General features: G+C 60.5%; 16 protein-coding genes. 6 read left to right on the forward strand and 10 right to left on the reverse strand.

Annotation, left to right across the window (positions count from 1 at the left end; genetic code table 11):
• Nucleotides 1–407 precede the first annotated feature (407 nt).
• From P0G09_RS12050 to P0G09_RS12060, 3 genes are all read left to right on the forward strand, one after another.
• Nucleotides 408–1,355, forward strand: a complete 948-nt coding sequence (locus P0G09_RS12050) for a hypothetical protein (protein ID WP_275252788.1) — start codon at nucleotides 408–410, stop codon at nucleotides 1,353–1,355.
• A 100-nt stretch (nucleotides 1,356–1,455) separates the two neighbouring features.
• The gene (locus P0G09_RS12055; protein WP_035394617.1) at nucleotides 1,456–2,043 is read left to right on the forward strand and encodes an RICIN domain-containing protein; all 588 of its coding nucleotides are present in this window, start codon (nucleotides 1,456–1,458) and stop codon (nucleotides 2,041–2,043) included.
• Between the two features lie 76 nt (nucleotides 2,044–2,119).
• On the forward strand, nucleotides 2,120–2,608 hold the full coding sequence (locus P0G09_RS12060; protein WP_154277125.1) for an 8-oxo-dGTP diphosphatase: 489 nt from the start codon (nucleotides 2,120–2,122) through the stop codon (nucleotides 2,606–2,608).
• Between the two features lie 103 nt (nucleotides 2,609–2,711).
• On the opposite strand, the gene P0G09_RS12065 is transcribed toward P0G09_RS12060, so the two are convergent.
• On the reverse strand, nucleotides 2,712–3,770 hold the full coding sequence (locus tag P0G09_RS12065) for a PTS sugar transporter subunit IIC (protein ID WP_275252789.1): 1,059 nt from the start codon (nucleotides 3,768–3,770) through the stop codon (nucleotides 2,712–2,714).
• Between the two features lie 363 nt (nucleotides 3,771–4,133).
• Here P0G09_RS12065 and P0G09_RS12070 point away from each other — a divergent pair, with 363 nt between their 5' ends.
• On the forward strand, nucleotides 4,134–5,630 hold the full coding sequence (locus P0G09_RS12070) for a GH25 family lysozyme (RefSeq protein ID WP_275252790.1): 1,497 nt from the start codon (nucleotides 4,134–4,136) through the stop codon (nucleotides 5,628–5,630).
• 62 nt (nucleotides 5,631–5,692) lie between these two features.
• Here P0G09_RS12070 and dnaJ read toward each other — a convergent pair whose 3' ends face one another.
• From dnaJ to P0G09_RS12105, 7 genes are all read right to left on the reverse strand, one after another.
• Nucleotides 5,693–6,862, reverse strand: coding sequence for a molecular chaperone DnaJ (gene dnaJ / locus P0G09_RS12075; RefSeq protein ID WP_035394621.1), 1,170 nt, complete (start codon nucleotides 6,860–6,862; stop codon nucleotides 5,693–5,695).
• A gap of 116 nt (nucleotides 6,863–6,978) precedes the next feature.
• A complete protein-coding gene (gene dnaK / locus P0G09_RS12080) occupies nucleotides 6,979–8,808 on the reverse strand; it encodes a molecular chaperone DnaK (RefSeq protein WP_005934665.1) in 1,830 nt (609 codons plus the stop codon).
• Nucleotides 8,809–8,910: 102 nt separating this feature from the next.
• Nucleotides 8,911–9,540, reverse strand: coding sequence for a nucleotide exchange factor GrpE (gene grpE / locus P0G09_RS12085; RefSeq protein ID WP_117477060.1), 630 nt, complete (start codon nucleotides 9,538–9,540; stop codon nucleotides 8,911–8,913).
• A complete protein-coding gene (gene hrcA / locus P0G09_RS12090; protein ID WP_097771359.1) occupies nucleotides 9,537–10,610 on the reverse strand; it encodes a heat-inducible transcriptional repressor HrcA in 1,074 nt (357 codons plus the stop codon). Before hrcA ends, grpE begins: the two co-directional genes overlap by 4 nt.
• A 185-nt stretch (nucleotides 10,611–10,795) precedes the next feature.
• Nucleotides 10,796–11,338 (reverse strand): stage V sporulation T C-terminal domain-containing protein, encoded by a 543-nt coding sequence (locus P0G09_RS12095; RefSeq protein WP_005934668.1) that lies wholly within the window; start codon nucleotides 11,336–11,338, stop codon nucleotides 10,796–10,798.
• A gap of 107 nt (nucleotides 11,339–11,445) precedes the next feature.
• The gene (locus P0G09_RS12100; protein ID WP_342760533.1) at nucleotides 11,446–12,360 is read right to left on the reverse strand and encodes a Fic family protein; all 915 of its coding nucleotides are present in this window, start codon (nucleotides 12,358–12,360) and stop codon (nucleotides 11,446–11,448) included.
• Between the two features lie 240 nt (nucleotides 12,361–12,600).
• Nucleotides 12,601–14,082: a diguanylate cyclase gene (locus P0G09_RS12105; RefSeq protein ID WP_275252791.1), complete on the reverse strand. Its 1,482-nt coding sequence runs from the start codon at nucleotides 14,080–14,082 to the stop codon at nucleotides 12,601–12,603.
• Between the two features lie 223 nt (nucleotides 14,083–14,305).
• Between P0G09_RS12105 and P0G09_RS12110 the strand changes: the two genes are divergently transcribed.
• Nucleotides 14,306–15,589: an aminoacetone oxidase family FAD-binding enzyme gene (locus tag P0G09_RS12110; RefSeq protein WP_275252792.1), complete on the forward strand. Its 1,284-nt coding sequence runs from the start codon at nucleotides 14,306–14,308 to the stop codon at nucleotides 15,587–15,589.
• A 54-nt stretch (nucleotides 15,590–15,643) separates the two neighbouring features.
• Here P0G09_RS12110 and P0G09_RS12115 read toward each other — a convergent pair whose 3' ends face one another.
• Nucleotides 15,644–17,029, reverse strand: coding sequence for a sodium:alanine symporter family protein (locus P0G09_RS12115; protein WP_275252793.1), 1,386 nt, complete (start codon nucleotides 17,027–17,029; stop codon nucleotides 15,644–15,646).
• 124 nt (nucleotides 17,030–17,153) lie between these two features.
• Between P0G09_RS12115 and P0G09_RS12120 the strand changes: the two genes are divergently transcribed.
• A complete protein-coding gene (locus P0G09_RS12120; protein ID WP_275252794.1) occupies nucleotides 17,154–18,065 on the forward strand; it encodes a hypothetical protein in 912 nt (303 codons plus the stop codon).
• Here the strand turns inward: P0G09_RS12120 and P0G09_RS12125 are convergent.
• Nucleotides 17,972–19,408, reverse strand: coding sequence for a PLP-dependent aminotransferase family protein (locus P0G09_RS12125; RefSeq protein ID WP_156068643.1), 1,437 nt, complete (start codon nucleotides 19,406–19,408; stop codon nucleotides 17,972–17,974). The two genes, P0G09_RS12120 and P0G09_RS12125, sit on opposite strands and share 94 nt — an antisense overlap.
• Nucleotides 19,409–19,563 lie beyond the last annotated feature (155 nt).

The following is a 19,563-nucleotide window of genomic DNA, read 5'->3' on the forward strand; positions in this document are numbered from 1 at the left end:
AGGCTTACGCCTGAAGCTCAAGTGTCGGCGGGGCGTTTTCCGCTCTCCGCATCCTTACTATACCGCAGTTTTGATATAAAGTCAATATCCAAAAACGTGAAACAAATTAAAGTTTCTTTTGAAAGCCGTTTTGTTCATGTAAATAAAGCAGTGAAGTTCGCTTTGCTTTATAAATGTGAAGTCAGTGTCCTGAATTGGCCGTGAGCCGGAAACAAATTGTTCATATTCTGCCCTGAAAGAGGCCGAAAACGGGCGTTTTGTACTTGTAAGAAAAACAGGAAATGGTGCACAAAGCTCCATCTGCAATTTTGTGCAGAGCGCCCTGCAATAACAGCTGTTTTTCATACGTTTACAGGTTAAGGAAAGACGTGTCGGAATTTTTTGTTTTTTGAAGTGAGGACACCGCCATGAAGAAAATTTTTCGCAAAAAAATTTTTGCTTTTTTCCTCTCGGCCCTGCTGGTGCTGGCCCTTTCCCTGCCCGTTTTTGCGGACATGGGCCCCAAGCCCTCGGTCACGCTCAAGCTCTATTACACACCGGGCCAGCGCTATGCGGTCACCCTGCTGGGCAATACGGCCCTCAACGGCCCCTGGACCGCCCCGGCAGACTACCGGGAGCGGATGGGTTCCCGGGAGGCCTGGGAGGCCTTCCGGAACTATCCCGCCCCCGAGGGCTACTACTTTCTGGGCTATTTTCAGGAATACCCCGGCACGGCCGACGAGGAGTTCGTCTGGGGCTACTACCCGCCCAACAAGTTCTATGTTTTGCTCTATAATATAGAGACTGGTACATTCTACCGCAGTCAGGAGCCGGTGGAGCGCTATGCCTTTTCCAGCGAGTGGCAGGTGCTTCTCGATTCCCAAGACGGCCTGCGGGTCTACCATAACCGCAACGATTCTGACATCCTTTCCTCCTTTGCCGCCCGGGTGCTCATTACCCTGATTTTAGAGCTGACGTGGGGCATCCTGCTTTTCGGGCTGCGCGGCCCCGCCCAGCGCGCTCTCATCGGCAAGGTCAACCTTGCCACGCAGATCATCCTGAACCTTGGGCTGTGCTACGGCACACTCTACCTCGGGCCGATGTGGGGCAATTTCCTTTATTTTGCACTGGAGGTGCTGGTGTTCTCCGTGGAAGCCTTTGTCTACAACCGGTATCTACCCTGGCCGGAGGGCAAAAAGCCTCACCCCATCCTCTATGCGCTGACCGCCAATCTCCTTTCCTTCGGCATCGGGCTGGAATTGAACACCCACTGCACCAACACGCAGATCCGGCTGATCGGGCTTGTCTGTCTGGTGTTGTGGTACGCCGGGCCGTGGCTCTGTCGAAAGCTGCAGAAAGTGCAAAATGCACAATAAAAAGAAAAATATTCGTCAAGAATCAATCTTGTTGCGCACCGGGAAATCCGCTATAATAGAAGCGTCAAACCAGATTTTACCGGAAAGGAGACACGGACGTATGGCAAAAGCATCTCAGGTCGTTTTACTGGAAAATGAGTTTTACCTCATCAAGGCACCCAATGGGAAGGTGTTGGAGATCAAGAACTTCAACACGGAGAACGGCGCGGCCATCCGTCTGTGGGACTACGCCGGGCATCCGTGGCAGCAGTGGCAGTTCGTGGACGCTGGCGAGGGACGCTGGCGGATCAGGAACCGCTTTACAGGCAAGTTCATCGATCTGGCCCTGGGCGGCGTGGTCGAGGGCACCTGGCTGCATCAGTGGGGCCGCACCAGCGGGCTGAGCCAGTGCTGGGAGTTGGAGTCCACCCGGAATGGCCGCACCCGCATCCGCAATGTGCTGGCCGACAAGTACATCGACCTTGTGGGCATGAACACCTCCAACGGTGCACAGGCCCAGATCTGGAATTACGTCTCGGGCGGCAATCAGGAATGGAACCTTGTGCGCGTTGACCCCGACACCGCGCAGACCAACGCCCGTGCCGAGGAAAAGCGGGACCCGGAGCCCACGCCCTCCCAGCGCAAGCACCAGAATGATCTGGTGCGGAAGCTGAACAACGCCGGAAAAGGCCGGGCCGCACGGAAATAAGAAACGATAAAAGCGTCCCACAGGGGGCTCCCTGTGGGACGCTTTTTGTAATGCTGACAGAAACGGAGAATTGCTGATGGATCCCAAATTTCCCATGCGCAACACCACCCTGTGCTATCTGGAACAGGATAATGCCTACCTGATGCTCCACCGCGTGACCAAGAAGAACGACCTGAACCACGACAAATGGATCGGTGTGGGCGGCAAGTTTGAGCCGTTTGAAAGCCCGGAGGACTGCCTGCTGCGGGAAGTGCAGGAGGAGACCGGCCTCACCCTGACCTCCTACCGCTGCCGGGGTGTGGTGACCTTTCTTCTGGGCGAGCTGACCGAATACATGTTCCTTTACACCGCCGATGCCTGGACGGGCACACTGGTAAAGGATGCCGCCCGGAACGAGGGCATTCTGGAATGGGTGCCCAAGGAGCAGGTGGAGCAGCTGCCCATCTGGGAGGGCGACAAGATCTTCTTCCGCCTGCTCGAGGAGGACAGACCCTTTTTCTCGCTCAAACTCCGATATGAAGATGATACGCTGGCTGAAGCCGTGTTGGACGGGAAACCTTTATAACTCCCTCAGTCACGGCTTTGCCGTGCCAGCTCCCTCGGAGAGGGAGCCTTTTAGCCTCCCTCATTGAGGGAGGTGGCATCGCGTAAGCGATGACGGAGGGAGTTTAGTTCAGCTTCAGCTCGCCCTCTTTGATCCAGCCCAGCTTGCGCTCGATCTCGCAGAAGAGAACGCTCAGGACTGCGGGCAGAACAAAGCAGATGAGGGCCATGGCAGCCCAGTCCATGGGGGTGATGGCGGCCTTGGTGCCGGCGGCGATATCGTTCACCCAGCCGGTGTACACGCCGATCTGGCCCACCAGACCGCAGGTGCCCATGCCGGAGGAGACCGCCGCGCCGTTCATCTCAAAGTGGAACAGGCAGGTCGCCAGCGGGCCGGTGATGGCCGAGGCCAGCGTGGGGGCGATCCAGATGCGGGGATTCTTGATGATATTGCCCATCTGGAGCATACTGGTGCCCAGGCCCTGGCTGACCAGGCCGCCCACACCGTTCTCCTTATAGCTCATCACGGCAAAGCCGACCATCTGGGCGCAGCAGCCTGCCACAGCAGCGCCGCCCGCCAGACCGGTCAGGCCCAGAGCCGCGCAGATGGCGGCAGAGGAGATGGGCAGGGTCAGCGCCACACCCACGATGACAGACACCAGAATGCCCATGACCAGCGGGGCCTGCTCAGTGGCCCACATGATCAGGGTGCCCACCTGGCTGGCGGCGGCACCGATGGGAGCCGCGATGAGCATGGAAAGGCCCACGCCCACAAAAATGGTCACCAGCGGGGTGACAAGGATATCGACCTTGGTCTCCTTGCTCACGGCCTTGCCCATCTCAGCAGCCACAATGGCAATGATCAGGACAGCCAGCGGGCCGCCTGCTCCGCCCAGTGCATTGGCCGAGTAGCCCACGGTGATCAGGCTGAACAGCACCAGCGGGGGGCAGTGCAGTGCCCAGCCGATGGCACAGGCCATGGCCGGGCCGCTCATGGCCGAGGCATAGCCGCCCAGATCGACCAGCACCTCCAGCCCGGTCTGCTGGCCCAGCGTTTTGATGATGGTGCCGATCAGCAGGCTGGCGAACAGGCCCTGTGCCATGGCACCCAGAGCCTCGATGAGATAACGCTGCGGAGTGATAACGATATCCTTCCGCTTCAAAAAGTCCTTTACACTTGACATAGACTCTTCCTAACCTTTCTCTCCCGGCCCATTGCGCGGGAGCTTTCCGTGTCAAGTATCATACCATACACCTGTCAAGACAGCAAGAGGAGGCCGCGTTTTTCGTCCAAAGCGACAAATTTCACAGCTTTGGATGCAATGATTCTGCTTTCCTGCTCGTTTTTACTGTGGAGCGTGTTTTTCTTTCCGCTTTTTCTGCCTGACGCGATGCCGAAGCACAGCGAACTGATTGACGGCGACACGGGTTTGGGTGTATACTGGGAGAGTAAAAATAGCTTTATCCGCAATTATGCGAGACTATATTGGCGGGCCGGTGCAGTTCGTGTATCCTGCCCGGTCCAGCTTGGAGGCAGAGCAAGCGGCATGAAACAAACATCTTTCAAGAAATCAAGCAAGAACGGCACCGGCCGCAGCATCGGCCAGGCTGTTGCGTGCCTGGTGATGGCGGCAGCCATCACCATTGGCGGTGCGGGCACCACCTTCCTGCTGGCATCCCAGCCTGCGGGCCTGACGGTCGAGCCCGCCGCCCTGCAGACTGAGGGCAGAGTGACTCTGCCCAGGTTCGATCATAAGAGTGACAGGAGCGAGGCAAAGGCCGAGAGCACCCAGCCAGAGGAGAGCGCTTCTTCTCAGGAGCAGGCCGCAGCCAGCACCCCTGCCGCACCCGCGACCAAGGCGGAGAACACCGCCGCCCCGGCAGAGAGCACCGCCCCCGCTGCGGAGCCCGCTGTGCAGCCGGAAGCCGCACCCGCCGACCCCATGGCCGGGGATGCTTCGGAGATCGAGAACGAGAACTCCTTCCCCCACTTCCTGACAGAGACCGAGGCGCTGGCCGCTGAGGACCCGATGGCTGCTCCTGAAGAGGCCGCCATCCTGCCCGAAACGGAGGAGACCGCCCCCGTAGCCGAGGAAGCGCCTGCCGCTTCCGAGAACGGCGAGGATGTGCTGGCCGAAGCCCAGATCAAGGATATCAACGGCACCGTTCTGCTGACCCCTGAGGAGATCCGGGATGCACTGGACAGCGGCACGCTGGACGAAGAGAGCATCGACCCCACCTGCCTGACCGGTGAAAACGGCCTGCTGCAGTGGCTGTGGGAGTTCTTCTTCGGCAAGGATGAGGAAGAAACGCCCCAGTATTCCGGCTGGCGCACCGAAAACGGCAAGACCTATTACTACGACCAGAACACTCACCAGCCCGTCACCGGCATCCAGAGCATCGACAACAAGCTCTATTATTTTGATGCCTCCGGCGTGCAGCAGCCCGCCACCTTCGGCATCGATGTTTCCAAGTACCAGAGCAGCATCGATTGGGACAAGGTGAAAACGGCAGGTGTGGAGTTTGCCATCATCCGCGTAGGCTACCGCGGCTACGGCTCCGGCGCGCTGGTGCAGGACCCCAAGTTTGAGGAGCACTTCACCAACGCCCGCAACGCCGGGCTGCGGGTGGGCATCTACTGCTTCAGCCAGGCCGTCAACGAGAACGAGGCCCGCGAGGAAGCACAGGCCTGCGTCTATGTGCTGAATGGCCGCCAGCTCGATTACCCCATCTACTTTGATACCGAGGCTTCCGGTGCAGGCAATGGCCGTGCCGATGGTCTGGGCGTGGAAGACCGCACCAAGTGTGCTGTGGCTTTCTGCGAAGAGGTCAAGGCACTGGGCTACAAGCCCGGCGTGTACGCCTCCACCACCTGGTTCCGCAAGCGGCTGGATATGAGCCAGCTGTCCAACTACTACATCTGGAACGCCCACTACAACGTGGCCTCCAGCCCCATTGCCTGCAATATGTGGCAGGGCACCTGCACCGCCCGCATTCCCGGTTACGGCGGCCAGATCGATGTGAACATCAGCTATATGGGCTGATCTGACTGCAAACAAAAAGAGCGAAGATTCAACCGAATCTTCGCTCTTTTTTGATGGACAGCTTATGCGAACATATCCTTCAGCTTTTTGAAGAAGCCCTTGCGCTTTTCGTAGTTCTCCTCTTTCAGGGTGCCCTCAAACTTCTTCAGGGCATCCCGCTGGGCCTTGTTCAGCTTCTTGGGGATCTCCACCTCGCACTTGACGTACATATCGCCCCGGCCGCGGCCGTTCAGATACTGGATGCCCTTGCCGCGCAGGCGGAAGGTGGTGCCGCTCTGGGTGCCTTCGGGCACGGTGTACTCCACCTTGCCGTCAATGGAAGGCACGGTGATGCTGTCGCCCAGAACCGCCTGGCTGTAGGTAATGGGCACCGTGACCCAGACATCATAGCCGTCGCGCTGGAACACCTCGCTGGGCCGGACCGTGACCATCACGATCACATCACCGGCAGGGCCGCCGTTGGCACCGGCATCGCCCATGCCGCGCAGTGCAAAGCTCTGATCGTCGTCGATGCCCATGGGGATGGACACCTCCAGCGTTTTCCTGGCGGCAGTTTTTCCACTGCCGTGGCAGACCTTGCAGGGGTTCTTGACCAGCTTGCCCTTGCCGCCGCAGCGGGAGCAGGGCTGCTGGGTCTGCATCACGCCAAAGGGAGTGCGCTGCTGCCGGATGACATAGCCGCGGCCGCCGCAGTCCGGGCAGGTCTCGGGGCTGCTGCCGGCGGCGCAGCCGCTGCCATGGCACTCCGTGCACTCCTGCTGGCGGGTGATGGTGATGTTCTTCTTGCAGCCATGCACGGCCTCATCAAAGCTCAGGGTGATCCGCACACGGATATCCTGACCCTTGCGGGGGGCGTTGGGGTTTGCCTGACGGGCAGAGCCGCCAAAGCCGCCGAAACCGCCGCCAAAGATATCACCAAAGATATCGCCCAGATCGACCCCATCGCCGCCAAAGCCGCTGAAGCCGCCCGCGCCGCCGCCGTTCTGGGCTGCATAGCTGGGGTCCACACCGGCAAAGCCGTACTGATCGTACAGCTGGCGCTTCTTCGGGTCCGAAAGCACCTCGTTGGCTTCATTGACTTCCTTGAACTTTTCCTCGGCATCCTTATCGCCGGGGTTGTAGTCCGGGTGGTACTTCATGGCCAGCTTGCGGTAAGCCTTTTTGATCTCCGCATCGGTGGCCGTTTTGGATACTCCCAGCACTTCGTAGTAATCGCGCTTTTCCTGTGCCATAACCATACCTCTATAAAACCAGCAAAGGCCGCCCCGGCAAAACCGGAGCGGCTTTTGCTTTTATCCGGCACGCCTGCCCGCCGGTTTGGCCGGGCATCTGCCGTTTGTGTCAGAACTTAAACTTCCTTGAAGTCAGCGTCCACAACGCCGTCATCGTTGGGCTTCTGCTGGTTGTTTGCGCCAGCATCGGGGCCGGGCTGTGCGCCTGCAGCCTGCTGGGCAGCAGCGGCAGCCTGATACATCTTCTCAAAGACATGGCTCAGCTCATCCTGCTTTGCCTTGATCTCATCGATGGAGCCGGACTGAACAGCGGTCTTGAGGTCGGCCAGTTTTGCCTCAGCTTCGCTCTTCACGTCAGCGGGCATCTTGTCGCCGTTCTCCTTCAGCATCTTCTCAGTCTGGAACACCATCTGATCAGCGCCGTTGCGGATATCGACCTCTTCACGCTTCTTCTTATCATCGGCAGCAAACTGCTCAGCTTCCTTCACAGCCTTGTCGATATCTTCCTTGGACATATTGGTGGAAGCGGTGATGGTGATATTCTGCTCCTTGCCGGTGCCCAGATCCTTCGCGCTGACCTTCACGATGCCGTTTGCATCGATATCGAAGGTGACTTCGATCTGAGGCACACCACGGGGAGCCGGAGCAATGCCATCCAGGTGGAACACACCCAGGCTCTTGTTGTCGCGGGCAAACTCACGCTCGCCCTGCAGAACGTTGATCTCAACAGAGGGCTGGTTATCAGCAGCAGTGGAGAACACCTGGCTCTTGTGGGTGGGGATGGTGGTGTTGCGGTCAATGATCTTGGTGCACACGCCGCCCAGGGTCTCAATGCCCAGGCTCAGCGGGGTGACATCCAGCAGCAGCAGGCCCTTGACATCGCCCTGCAGAACGCCGCCCTGGATGGCAGCGCCCACAGCCACGCACTCATCGGGGTTGATGCCCTTGAAGGGCTCGCAGTTCAGTTCCTTCTTGACTGCATCGTAGACAGCGGGGATACGGGTGGAACCACCGACCATCAGGACCTTCTTCAGGTCAGAGGGACGCAGGCCTGCATCCTGCAGAGCCTTGCGGACAGGGGTCATGGTGCGGTCAACCAGATCAGCGGTCAGCTCATTGAACTTTGCGCGGGTCAGGGTCATATCCAGATGCTTGGGGCCGGTAGCGTCGGCAGTGATGAAGGGCAGGTTGATCTGGCTGCTCATTGCGCTGGACAGCTCGATCTTTGCCTTCTCAGCAGCTTCCTTCAAGCGCTGTGCGGCCATCTTATCCTTGCGCAGGTCGATGCCGTTCTCGTTCTGGAACGCATCTGCCATCCAGTCGATGATGCGCTGGTCGAAGTCATCGCCGCCCAGGTGGGTATCACCGTTGGTGGCCAGAACCTCGGTCACGCCGTCGCCCATCTCGATGATGGAGACATCGAAGGTGCCGCCGCCCAGGTCGTAGACCATGATCTTCTGGTCCTCTTCCTTATCGATGCCGTATGCCAGAGATGCGGCAGTGGGCTCGTTGATGATACGCTTGACGTTCAGGCCGGCAATGGTGCCTGCGTCCTTGGTTGCCTGACGCTGGCTGTCGTTGAAGTATGCAGGAACGGTGATGACTGCATCGGTGACAGTCTCGCCCAGATAAGCCTCAGCATCTGCCTTCAGCTTCTGCAGGATCATCGCGCTGACCTGCTGGGGAGTGTACTCCTTGCCGTTCAGGGTCACCTTGTGGTCGGTGCCCATATAACGCTTGATGGAAGCCACCGTGTTCTCAGGGTTGGTGATGGCCTGGCGCTTTGCGACCTGACCCACCAGACGGTCGCCGGTCTTGGTGAAGCCGACAACAGACGGGGTGGTGCGTGCACCCTCAGAGTTTGCGATAACAACGGGCTCGCCGCCCTCCATAACAGCCACGCAGCTGTTGGTAGTACCAAGGTCGATACCAATGATCTTACTCATAATGAAAGCTCCTCTCAAATTCAGAACGTTTTTTGTTTATGTGATGCTCAAATGTTACCAAGCGGATGTTATATTTGAAAACCCTTGCGGGGTCTTGCAAAATCACTCTGCCACAACAACGGTGGCATGGCGGACGATCTTATCGCCCAGCTTGTAGCCCTTCTGGTAAACCGTGATCACGGTGCCGCTCTCCTGCCCATCGGGGGCGGGGATCTGCTGCACGGCATTCATAAAGTTGGGGTCAAAGGGCTTGCCCAGCGCCTCGATCTCCTCCACATGGAGGGCGTTCAGCGCCTTGGCGGCTTTGTCCAGCGTCATGGTCACGCCCTTCTTGTAATTCTCGTCGGTGGTGGGGGCGTTGGCCGCCATCTCCAGCGTATCCAGAATGGGGATGATCTGGTTCACGGCAAAGGACACGCCGTCGTTGAACTTCTGGTCAGCCTCACGGGTGGAGCGCTTGCGGTAATTCTCATACTCGGCGGCCATCCGCAGCAGCTGATCCTTGGCCTGATTGGCATTCTTCTCAGCCGCGTCCAGCTTTGCCTTCACGGCCTCCAGCTCCCGGGCCTTCTTGTTGAAGAAGCCATCCTTTTTCTTGGGGTCTGCCGCTTCAGCGTTCGTCTCGGGAGCCGCTGCCTGCTCAGGTGCAGTTTCCGGGGCGGCCTGCTCGGCGGTGTTGGGCTCCACGGCAGGTTCTTCTGCCTGCGGGGTCTTTTTTGTTTCTTCGCTCATTCCAGGTCCTCCTTATAGATCACAGTCCGCCGGGGTGCGGCTGCCTGCGGGGTATCTTTTCGTTTGCCGCTCATTCCTTCGCCAAGCTGATCGGCAAAGGTGTGGAGCAGCGGCATCAGCTTCTGGAAGGGCATCCGGGTGGGGCCGATGAGGGCCACAGAGCCCCAGAGGCCTCCGCCCACCAGATACCGGTCACTCACGATGCACAGGCCGGGGATCTGAGGTTCCAGATCCTCGCCCAGCAGGATGCTTTCGCTCTGCTCTGCCGGGGGTGCAATGAGGGCGGCGGCCTGCTCTTCGTCGTTCAGCAGGCTCAGGATGCTGCCCACCTTGCCGTCCAGCTGGGGCCAGTCCAGCAGGTACTGCTCACCACCCAGATACACATGGGGCTGGGTGGAATCCTGCAGGATGGCGGCGGCGGCGCTGATCACCGGCACCAGCTCCGGGCTGATCTGGCTGCACAGCTCTGCAAGGAGCCGGGGCGACAGATCAACAGGAGCCACAAAGGTCAGGTTCCGGTTGAGCAGGGCGGCAAGCGCCGCTGCATTTTCCCGGGAAAGACCGGTGCGGACCCGCGCCACACGGGTGCGGACATAACCGGCAGTGGTCACAGCCAGCACCGCTGCGGCGCTGCGGCCCACCTGCACCACCTCGTAGTGGGCGATGCAGAGATCCTCAGCACAGGGGGTGCTGACGGCGGCGGTGCAGCCGCTGATGGCGGCCAGCGCCTTGGCGGCACCCTGTGCCAGCTTTTCCGGCTCGTGGTCGAGGCTTGCGAACACCGCATCCACACGGGCGCGGGTCACACGGTCCAGCGGCTGGTCATCGGTGAGAAGATGATCCAGATAATAACGGTAGCCCTTGGCACTGGGGACACGGCCTGCGCTGGTGTGGGGCTGCTCCAGCAGACCCAGCTTGGTCAGCGCGGCCATCTCGTTGCGCAGCGTGGCACTGGAAACTGCCATATCAAAGTAGTTTGCCAGCACACTGCTGCCCACGGGCTCGCCCTCGAGGCCATACAGCGCAACGATCGCCTGCAAGACACGCTGCTTGCGTGCATCCATCGTCATAGCGCCTGCCTCCTTCGTTCGCTTTTCGTTTCTTTAGCACTCCTTCTTCCTGAGTGCTAAGACCATTATATCCAATTTTGCGGCGCTGTCAATAGCTTCTCAGAAAAGTTTTGAAAGATTCATAATTCTGTCATAAAGGCCGCACAAAAAAGAGCCGCCCTGCGGCGGCTCTCCTATATAATAGATCATTCCTCCATCTGCTTTGCCAGAAATGCCGCCGCCACGTTCACCGCCTTGAGCTGGGCGGCATCGGGCTGGGCAGTGCGGTCCTCCGTAAGCAGGCCCACACTGCCGGTGACATCCCCCGCCGCAATGATGGGCACAGCGCACAGCAGCGCCCGGGGCGAGCCCTCACAGGGCAGCAATGCCTTTTCGGGGCTACCATCGCTCTGGTAGGGCTTGCGGCTGTCCATCAGCTTTTCCAGCGGCTGGCTTACGCTGCGGTCTGCCAGATCCCGCCTGCCCGCACCGGATGCCGCCAGAATGCGGTCCCGGTCTGAGACAAAGGCCGTCAGGGCAAAGCACTTGCTCAGCACATCCACATACTGGGCCGTCACCCCGCTCAGTTCCCCCATGGGCGAATACTTTTTGAAGATGACCTCGCCGTCCCCCGTTGTGAAGATCTCCAGCGGGTCTCCCCTGCGGATGCGCTGGGTGCGGCGGATCTCCTTGGGGATGACCACCCGCCCCAGCTCATCGATGCGGCGCACGATGCCGGTTGCTTTCATAAGGTTCCCTTCCTTTCCATGTTCCGGTTTTGCTTCCAGATTTCTGTGAAGTATGGTTATTCTGTGGAAACAGGAAGGGAATTATTCATTCAGCTCCGGCCGGAGCCTTACCTGCGCACATACTGCGTCTTTCTGCCCGCGCCGATCCTCTCCAGAACGCCCTCCTCTGTCAGTTTTTTCAGCGCGCTTTCAATCGAGCTTGTACCAAAGCCCGGGCAGGCCTCTGCGGCCTCCTGTTTTGTAAAGGCTCCCAGCCTTTCCATCGCATAGCTGCGCACTCGCTCGTACGCCGTCACGCGCTTCTGTCCCCCGCCGACCAGATCGACCCGCTGCTCAAAATCCTGATAACAGGAGCAGATCACCGCCAGCATATATTTGATGAACGGTGTCGGGTCATTTTCCTCCTCATGCCAGTGCTGATCAGCCTGCGCCAATGCTGCATAGTACTCATCCTTAGTCTCTGCAATTGCTTTTTCAATGCTGATGTACTGCCCCACAACATATCCATTCTGATACAGCATCAAAAGGGTCAGCAGCCGGCTCATTCTGCCGTTACCATCATTGAAAGGATGGATACAGAGAAAATCCAAGATAAAACAGGGGATCAAAAGCAGGGGATCAACGAGTTCTCTGTGCAGCACATCCTGATAAGTGCAGCAAAGTGCCTCCACAGCACCCGGTGTCTCGTATGGTTCCAGCGGGCGGAACAGCACATGGCGTTCCCCGCTGGGAAGGGTCATATCGATCTCATTGGGTGTAGTCTTAAAATGTCCTCGATAGGTCAAATTCGTATATTTCAGCAGATCACGGTGCAGTTGCAGGATGTACCCCGGCTCTACCGGAATATAGGCATAGTTCTCGTGGATGAGATTTAAAACATTCCGATATCCCAATATCTCCATTTCGTCCCGGTTACGTGGAGTCGTTTTATCTTCAACCAGCTGTTTCAGGCGTGCATTGGTCGTGATGATTCCTTCGATCCGATTGGAGGACTCTGTACTTTGGATCTTTGCGATCTCCACCAGCCGCTCCAATTCAGCGGGCCTTTGTTTCAGATATAGTTCCTGCCGCCCCTTGCATTCATGGATCTTCGCAACATAAGACAAGACCTCATTATCCCAGGAGTATTCTGCAATCTTTTTATAATCAAATGTACGCATGATTCACCCATTTCTTCTCCCAGCCCGTTCTTCCTTCTCCCAATTATACGCTCATTTTGGGAGAAAGTACAAGAAACTGGGAGAAAGCTTTTATCGTTCTCGTCACTCGCAGCTCCGGCCGGAGCGCTGCTTATCCTCATACATCCGGTGGTCGGCCAGGATGCGGATGGCACGCACATCGTCGCTGTCGCAGGGGTAGACCGCACAGCCGCAGCTGGTGCCAACCTGCACCTCTGCATCCTTCAGGCGGTAAGGCTCCCGGATGGCTGCCTTGATCTTTTCCACCCGGCTCTTGCAGAACCCCTCCGTTATGGCTCCGTTGACGATGAGGGCGAACTCATCCCCGCCGATGCGGAACACCGCATCGCTCTCCCGCACGCAGCCCCGCAGGCGGCTGGCCACCTCCTTGAGCAGCTGGTCGCCCACATCGTGGCCGTAACGGTCGTTCACAGGCTTGAAACGGTCAAGGTCGAGGTAGAACAGGACAAACGGTGTCCTGTTCAGCTCGTTTTCTTTCAACAATGCGTCAAAATAGCGTTCATTATACAGTCCGGTCAGGCCGTCGGTGTTGGCCAGGTCCTCCATCTGCTGGCGGGCCTCCTCTTCCTGCCGGAGGGCGCGCTCCTTTTCCTCCACGCGCAGGCGAGCATCGATGCGGACACCGTGCACCAGCACGATGCCTGCGCAGAAGAACAGCCCAGCCAGCAGCAGGATGGTGGCGTTCTGGATCTTCCGCATTCCACTGTCCACCACGTCACGGCCGACGATGCCCACAATGGACAGATCCTGAAAGCCCACAGGCTGGTAGACCAGATAATAGCTCTTGCCCTCAAGCCAGTAGAAAAGGCTGCCGCTGCGGCCCTCTGCCACGTCCTGCCGGGCCCGGGTCAGTGTGCCCGCATCCACCTGCGCACGCTTCTGCAGGTAGTCGAACAGGTTGTCCATCCAGTCCTCGATCTCGCTCTTGGGCTCCTCCGAGAGCATCACATCGCCATCGGGATGGATGATGTAGCAGTCGCTCTGACCGCCATAAGCACTGCCGCCGATCAATTCCTCTATGGTCTTATTCCGATAGCTCACGGCAAGGCTGGTGTAGGTGGTGCCGTCGATCTCCACCGGCGCAATGGGCGCAGAGTATACCACCCGGCGCTCCCCGCTCCGCATGATGTAGCTGGACACCGTAGGCTTGCCGGTGCGGTACATCTCCTCAAAGGCCGTCCAGAGGTGATCCACTTTTTCATGCTTGCCCCGGATGCTCCAATATTCGCAGTTTTCATTGAACAGATACACGCTGCTGTACCGCCAGATCTCCCGCTCGGCCTCATAGCTGTGCAGGCGTTCCTCCGCCAGGCCCTCCTCATTGGCAGCCTGCAGGCTCTTGCCCCACTCGTTCAGCATGTTCCAGTTGCTCCGGCTGAAGATGGTAAACGCCTTATCCACCTGCTCATAGGTCTCCAGCAGGTTGCGGGTGCCTTCGTCATAGAACTGCTGCCGGATGTACAGGATGTACCAGCACAGACCTGTCACCACGACCATCGCCAGCAGCAGCGCAGCAGCCGTCCATCTTTCTTTTTTCTTCCACATATTCAGCTTCTCCTCAGCAGAGTCCCAACTCTCTGCCCTTTTCCGGCCGCATTTCCACAGCCTGCGAAACCACGCAATTCCGTCGAATCAACACTACCAAATTCTGCTTTTTCTGTCAAGGCTTTCGCCAAAGATTATTCGCTGCAAATTTGGGGCATTCTTCTATCCTTTTGCTGTTGTGTATGTTATAATAAAATGTATGGATTTCTGAGGGGGTGCTCTTATGCAGCAGATCGTGATATTGGGCGGCGGTGCAGCGGGCCTTGCCGCCGCATTGGCCGCCGCCCAGTCTGCCCCGGCAGGGGCAGTGCGGGTGACGGTGCTGGACCGCAACCCCAGGTGCGGCAAAAAGCTGTTGGCCACCGGCAACGGCCGCTGCAATTTGGACAACACCGGCATTGCACCGGAGCAGTATTTCACCGCTGACCCCGCCGCCCTGCGGCCCCTGCTGGCCGCGGTGGATGCCGCCGCACCGCTGGAATGGTTCGCGGCGCTGGGCCTGTACACCCGCACCGATGAGGCCGGGCGGGTGTACCCCTACTCCAACCAGGCCGCAGACGTGCTGGCCCTGCTGGAAGGCCACCTTGCCCGGCTGGGCGTGAAGGTGCGTACCGGCTGCACTGTGCAGACCCTGAGCCAGAACCGCAGCGGCTACACCATCCTGTGCGAGGATGCCGAGGGTCAGGACCAGACCCTGCGGGCCGATGCCGTCATCTGCGCCATGGGCGGCAATGCCGGGCCGCAGTTCGGCACCGACGGCTTCGGTACCCGATTCGCCGCCCAGTGCGGCGGAAAGCTGGAGCCGCTGTACCCCTGCCTGACCGCCCTGCAGACAGCAAAGCCCAACCGATCTCTGGCCGGCATCCGGGCCAAGGCCGCTGCCACCCTGCTGGACCTCGACCGCCACTGCACTGTGGCTATGGAAAACGGCGAGGTGCAGTTCACGGACTACGGACTTTCGGGCATCTGCATCATGCAGCTGTCCGGCCATCTGGCCCCGGGGCGGGGGCCAAAGCGCCCGGCCGTGGAGCTGGACCTCTTCCCCATGCTGGACGAGACTGCCCTGACCGCCCTGTTTGCGGCCCGGGTGCCCCTGCTGCCGGGCAAGGCACCTGCGGATTTCTGGACAGGTCTGCTCAATCCCAAGCTGGGCCGCGCCCTGTGGGCAGCGGCAAAGCTGCCTGAAAAACCGGTGGACACCCTGCCGGATGCCGCCTGGCAGGTGCTGGCCAACGCGGCCAAGCACTGGCTGTTCGAGGGCCTGACCCCCTGCGGCTGGAAGCAGGCCCAGACCACCGGCGGCGGCCTGTGCCTGACCGAAGTGACCCCCAGCTTCCAGTTCAAGGGCTGCCCCGGCCTTTACTTTGTGGGTGAAGCGCTGGACTGCGCCGGCAGCTGCGGCGGCTTCAACCTGCACTGGGCCTTTGGCAGCGGCATCGCCGCCGGGCGTGACGCGGTGCGGAGCCTGAAGCGGCCTGCCCCGAAGCCGAATAAAAAGAAGCGATAAAGAATGACCCTCTCCATCCCGCATCTGACAGACAGACTGCAGGGACGGAGAGGGTCATTTTCGTTTCAGGTACGCTTGTGTCTCCCGGACCACCACGCCCGAAAGCCCCACCACGCCCACAAGATTGGGCAGCATCATCAGGCCGTTGAAGGTATCGGAGAGTGCCCAGGCCAGATCCAGCTTCATCACAGCACCCACCAGCACCATGGCCGCAAACACCAGTTTATATCCTGCGGCGGCACGCTCCCCCAGCAGATACACCACTGCCCGGGTGCCGTAATGGCTCCACCCCAGCGTAGTGGAATAGGCAAACAACAGGACCGACACCGCGATGAACTGCGGCCCGAACGCCCCGAACACCGTGGAAAAGGCCTGCCCCACCAGTGCGGAGCCCTCCACGCCGGTCAGGGCCGCACCGGTGTCCAGATCCACAAGGCCGCTGGTGAGTACCACAAGGGCTGTGAGGGTGCAGACCACCATGGTATCTGCAAACACCTCGAACATGCCCCACATGCCCTGCTGGACAGGCTCCTCCACGTTGGCCGCGCAGTGCACCAGCACCGACGCGCCCAGTCCTGCTTCGTTGGAAAAGGCTCCCCGCTTGAATCCCCAGCTGATGACCCGGGCCATGCCGTAACCCAGCACCCCGCCCCCGGCGGCCTGCAAGCCAAACGCCCCCCGGAAGATGGCCGCGAATGCCGCCGGGACAGCCGCCCAATGGACACAGACCACGGTCAGCGCCCCGAACAGGTAGAACAGGGCCATGAGCGGGACGATGGCCTCCGTGACTGCGGCCACCCGCTTCAGTCCGCCCAGTATGACCCGCCCGGTGAGCAGGGCCAGTACGATGCCCGTTGCCACCGGCGGCACCCGGAACACCGCCTGCAGATTGCCTGCAATGGAGTTGATCTGGCTCATATTCCCCATGCCGAAGCTGGCCAGCACACAAAAGCAGGCAAACAGCACCGCCAGTGCCCGGCCAAAGCCGCCGCCCAGCCCCTCGGCCAGATAGTACATGGGCCCGCCGCACCATCTTCCGGCGGCATCCCGGCGGCGGTAGCAGATGCCCAGCACGTTCTCGGCATAGCTGGTCATCATCCCCAGCAGGGCCATGACCCACATCCAGAACACAGCCCCTGGCCCGCCCGCCAGAATGGCCGCCGCCACGCCCACGATGTTGCCGGTGCCGATGGTTGCCGCCAGCGCCGTGCAAAGGCTCTGAAACTGGCTGATGGCTTCATCGTCCGTGTGGGCGGTCACATTCCGGTCCAGGAAGATAGCCCCGATGGTGTGCCGCATCCAGTACCCGAAATACCGCAGCTGGAAAAAACCGGTGCGCACTGTCAGCAGACAGCCGGTGCCAAACAGCAGCGCCAGCCCCACCGGCCCCCATACCACACCGCCGACCACCGCGTTCACCCGCGCCAAGCTCTCCCACATATACAAACGCCCCCTGTGCTCTACTGTATGGCACAGGGGGCGTTTTCATGCCCGGGCAGCGGTTTCTGTATAAAAAAGCACATCCCGGCCCACCCTGTTCCAAAACGGAACGGAGGAACACGGGATGCACAAGAACGGTTGGAGGCCCTTCTGGGCGGCTTTGGGGGCGGCACTTCTGGTGCTGCTGCCGCTGGTGGGCGGCACAGTCCTGCTCACCCGGCAGATGGTGCGCACCCGCATCCAGACCGCCCAGCCCCAGAGCGGGGTGCCCATCCAGCTGCCCCGGGCCGAGCACCGGATGACCCTGCTTCTCTGCACCGCCGGGGAGCAGCCGGGCTTTTTGCTGGTCTACCTGAACGCCGCCCAGAACAGTCTGAACCTGCTGGCCGTGCCGGGGGAGCTGACGGTTCCCTTCAACGGAGAGACTGCCAGCCTTGCCCACTGCTACGGAGCGGCAGGGCCCGCCCGGTGCCGTCAGGCACTTCTGGAGGTGCTGGGCCTGCCGGAGGATATGTTTTATCTGGCGCTGTCCCCCGCCGTGCTGGAAAAGACTGCTTCCCGTTACGGGCCGGTGCGGGTGGGGTTTTCGGGGGCACTGACTGCCGATGAGCTGGCCGAAACCGGGCTTTCCGCCGCCGTGCAGAGCATTTCGGCCAAGGAGGCCCACGCTCTGCTCTCCGGCTGGGATGCGGAGGGCACCCTGCCGCCTGCCCGCCGGGCCGCCGCCCGGGCGGCAGTGTGGGAAGCCTTTTTCCGGCAGGACCTCGCCCTGCTGCCCGCCACCCTGCCGGATGCCCTGCGGGCCAGCAGCGCGGCCCTGCTCACCGACTTTGCAGCACAGGATTATACCCTGCTGGGCACGGTCCTGGAGTTTCTGGCCAACAACAGCGCCCTCCCCCACGCCGAGGCCCTGCCCGGGGCGTGGGATGCAAAAGCGGGCACTTACACGGTCACAGACGCTTCCCGGGCGGCGGTGCAGACCTTCCTCAGCGTTTCGCCCGCCTCGGGGAACGATGCCTCGCTCAGGGAGCCATAGCCCAGCACAAACGTACCGGAAAAATCCTGTTCCCCGCCGGTCAGGTCATAATCGCTCAGCAGGCTCAGGGCCACGCCCTGCGCCTTTGCGGCGGCGTGAAGGGCGGCATCCGGCGGGGCATTTTTCAGCCTTGCCAACAGATGCAGGCCGGTGTGCAGGCCGGTCAGGGTCAGCTCGTCCGGCGCAAAGGCAGCGCGCAGAGAGGCAGCCAGAGCATCCCGCCGGGCCTTGTAGGCCACGCGCTCCCGGGCAAGGTGCCGGGTAAAGTAGCCCTCGCGGATGAAGCGGGCCAGGGTCTGCTGCTCAAACCGGCTGACGGTGCCGGAATAGATCCGGTACTTTGCCCGCCAGGCGGGCAGCAGCTGCCGTGGCAGCACCATGTAAGCGATGCGGATGCCGGGGGCCAGACTGCGGGAACAGGTGGAAAGGTAGACCACCGGACCGTCGGCCCCGGCCATGCCCTGCAGGCTGGGCAGGGGGCGGGTATCAAAGCGGAACTCCGAATCGTAATCGTCCTCTATGATATACCGCTGGCCCGGGCAGCGGGATGCCCAGTGGAGCAGCTCCGTTCGGCGGCCCGCCGGCATGGTCACGCCCGTGGGGAACTGGTGGCTGGGCGTGACATAGCACACCGCCGCGCCCGAGCCGGACAATGCCTCAACAGAAAGGCCGTCCGCATCCACAGGCAGGCAGCAGCACGCCACGCCGTTGTTTTCCAGCACCTGCTTCGCGCGCTGGTAGCCGGGGTTTTCCACCGCCGTTTTGCCGGGCAGGAGCGGGGCCAGCAGGCTCAGCAGATACTCCATACCGGCACCCACCACCACCTGCTCGGCGGTGCACCGCACGCCCCGGTATTCCTCCAGATAGTCCGCCAGCGCCTGCCGCAGCTCCACGTCCCCCTGTGCATCGCCATGGGTCAGCAGCTGGGGTGAGGAATAGAGCAGCTCTTTCTGCAGTCGGGCCCAGGTGCGGAACGGGAACAGCCCCGGGTCCACGCCCCGGGTGGACAGATCGAACCGGACGGGCGGCTCGGCTGCTTCCGGCGGAGCGGCAGACACCGGGGGCGGCACTTCCTCGGGCCGGGTGGGCAGGGCAAGATATTCCTGTACATAAAAGCCGCTGCGCTCCCGCGGCTCCATGTAGCCCTCGGTCGCCAGGATCTGATATGCCGCGTCCACCGTGTTGACAGACACCGACAGCTCTGCCGCCAGCCGCCGCTTGCCGGGCATCCGGGTGCCCGCCGGAATGGCCCCGCTGCGCATCTCGGCGGCAAGGCTCTCATAGAGCTGCTCGTACAGCGGCACCCCGCTGGCGGCATCCAGTGCAGTTGTCAGATGAAACATAAGACCTCTCCCCTTTTTGGGTGCTTTGCCAAACTGACCCCATAAAAAAACTTTATTCTGGATATTTTCATGGTGCCAGTTTCGCGTATAATAGGAGCATACCAACCACACACCCAAATGTCAAGTAGTTTTATGGGTAAGTGGCTTTGAAACGG

This window comes from Faecalibacterium sp. DFI.5.82, from assembly GCF_029076575.1.
Classification (GTDB): domain Bacteria; phylum Bacillota; class Clostridia; order Oscillospirales; family Ruminococcaceae; genus Faecalibacterium; species Faecalibacterium duncaniae.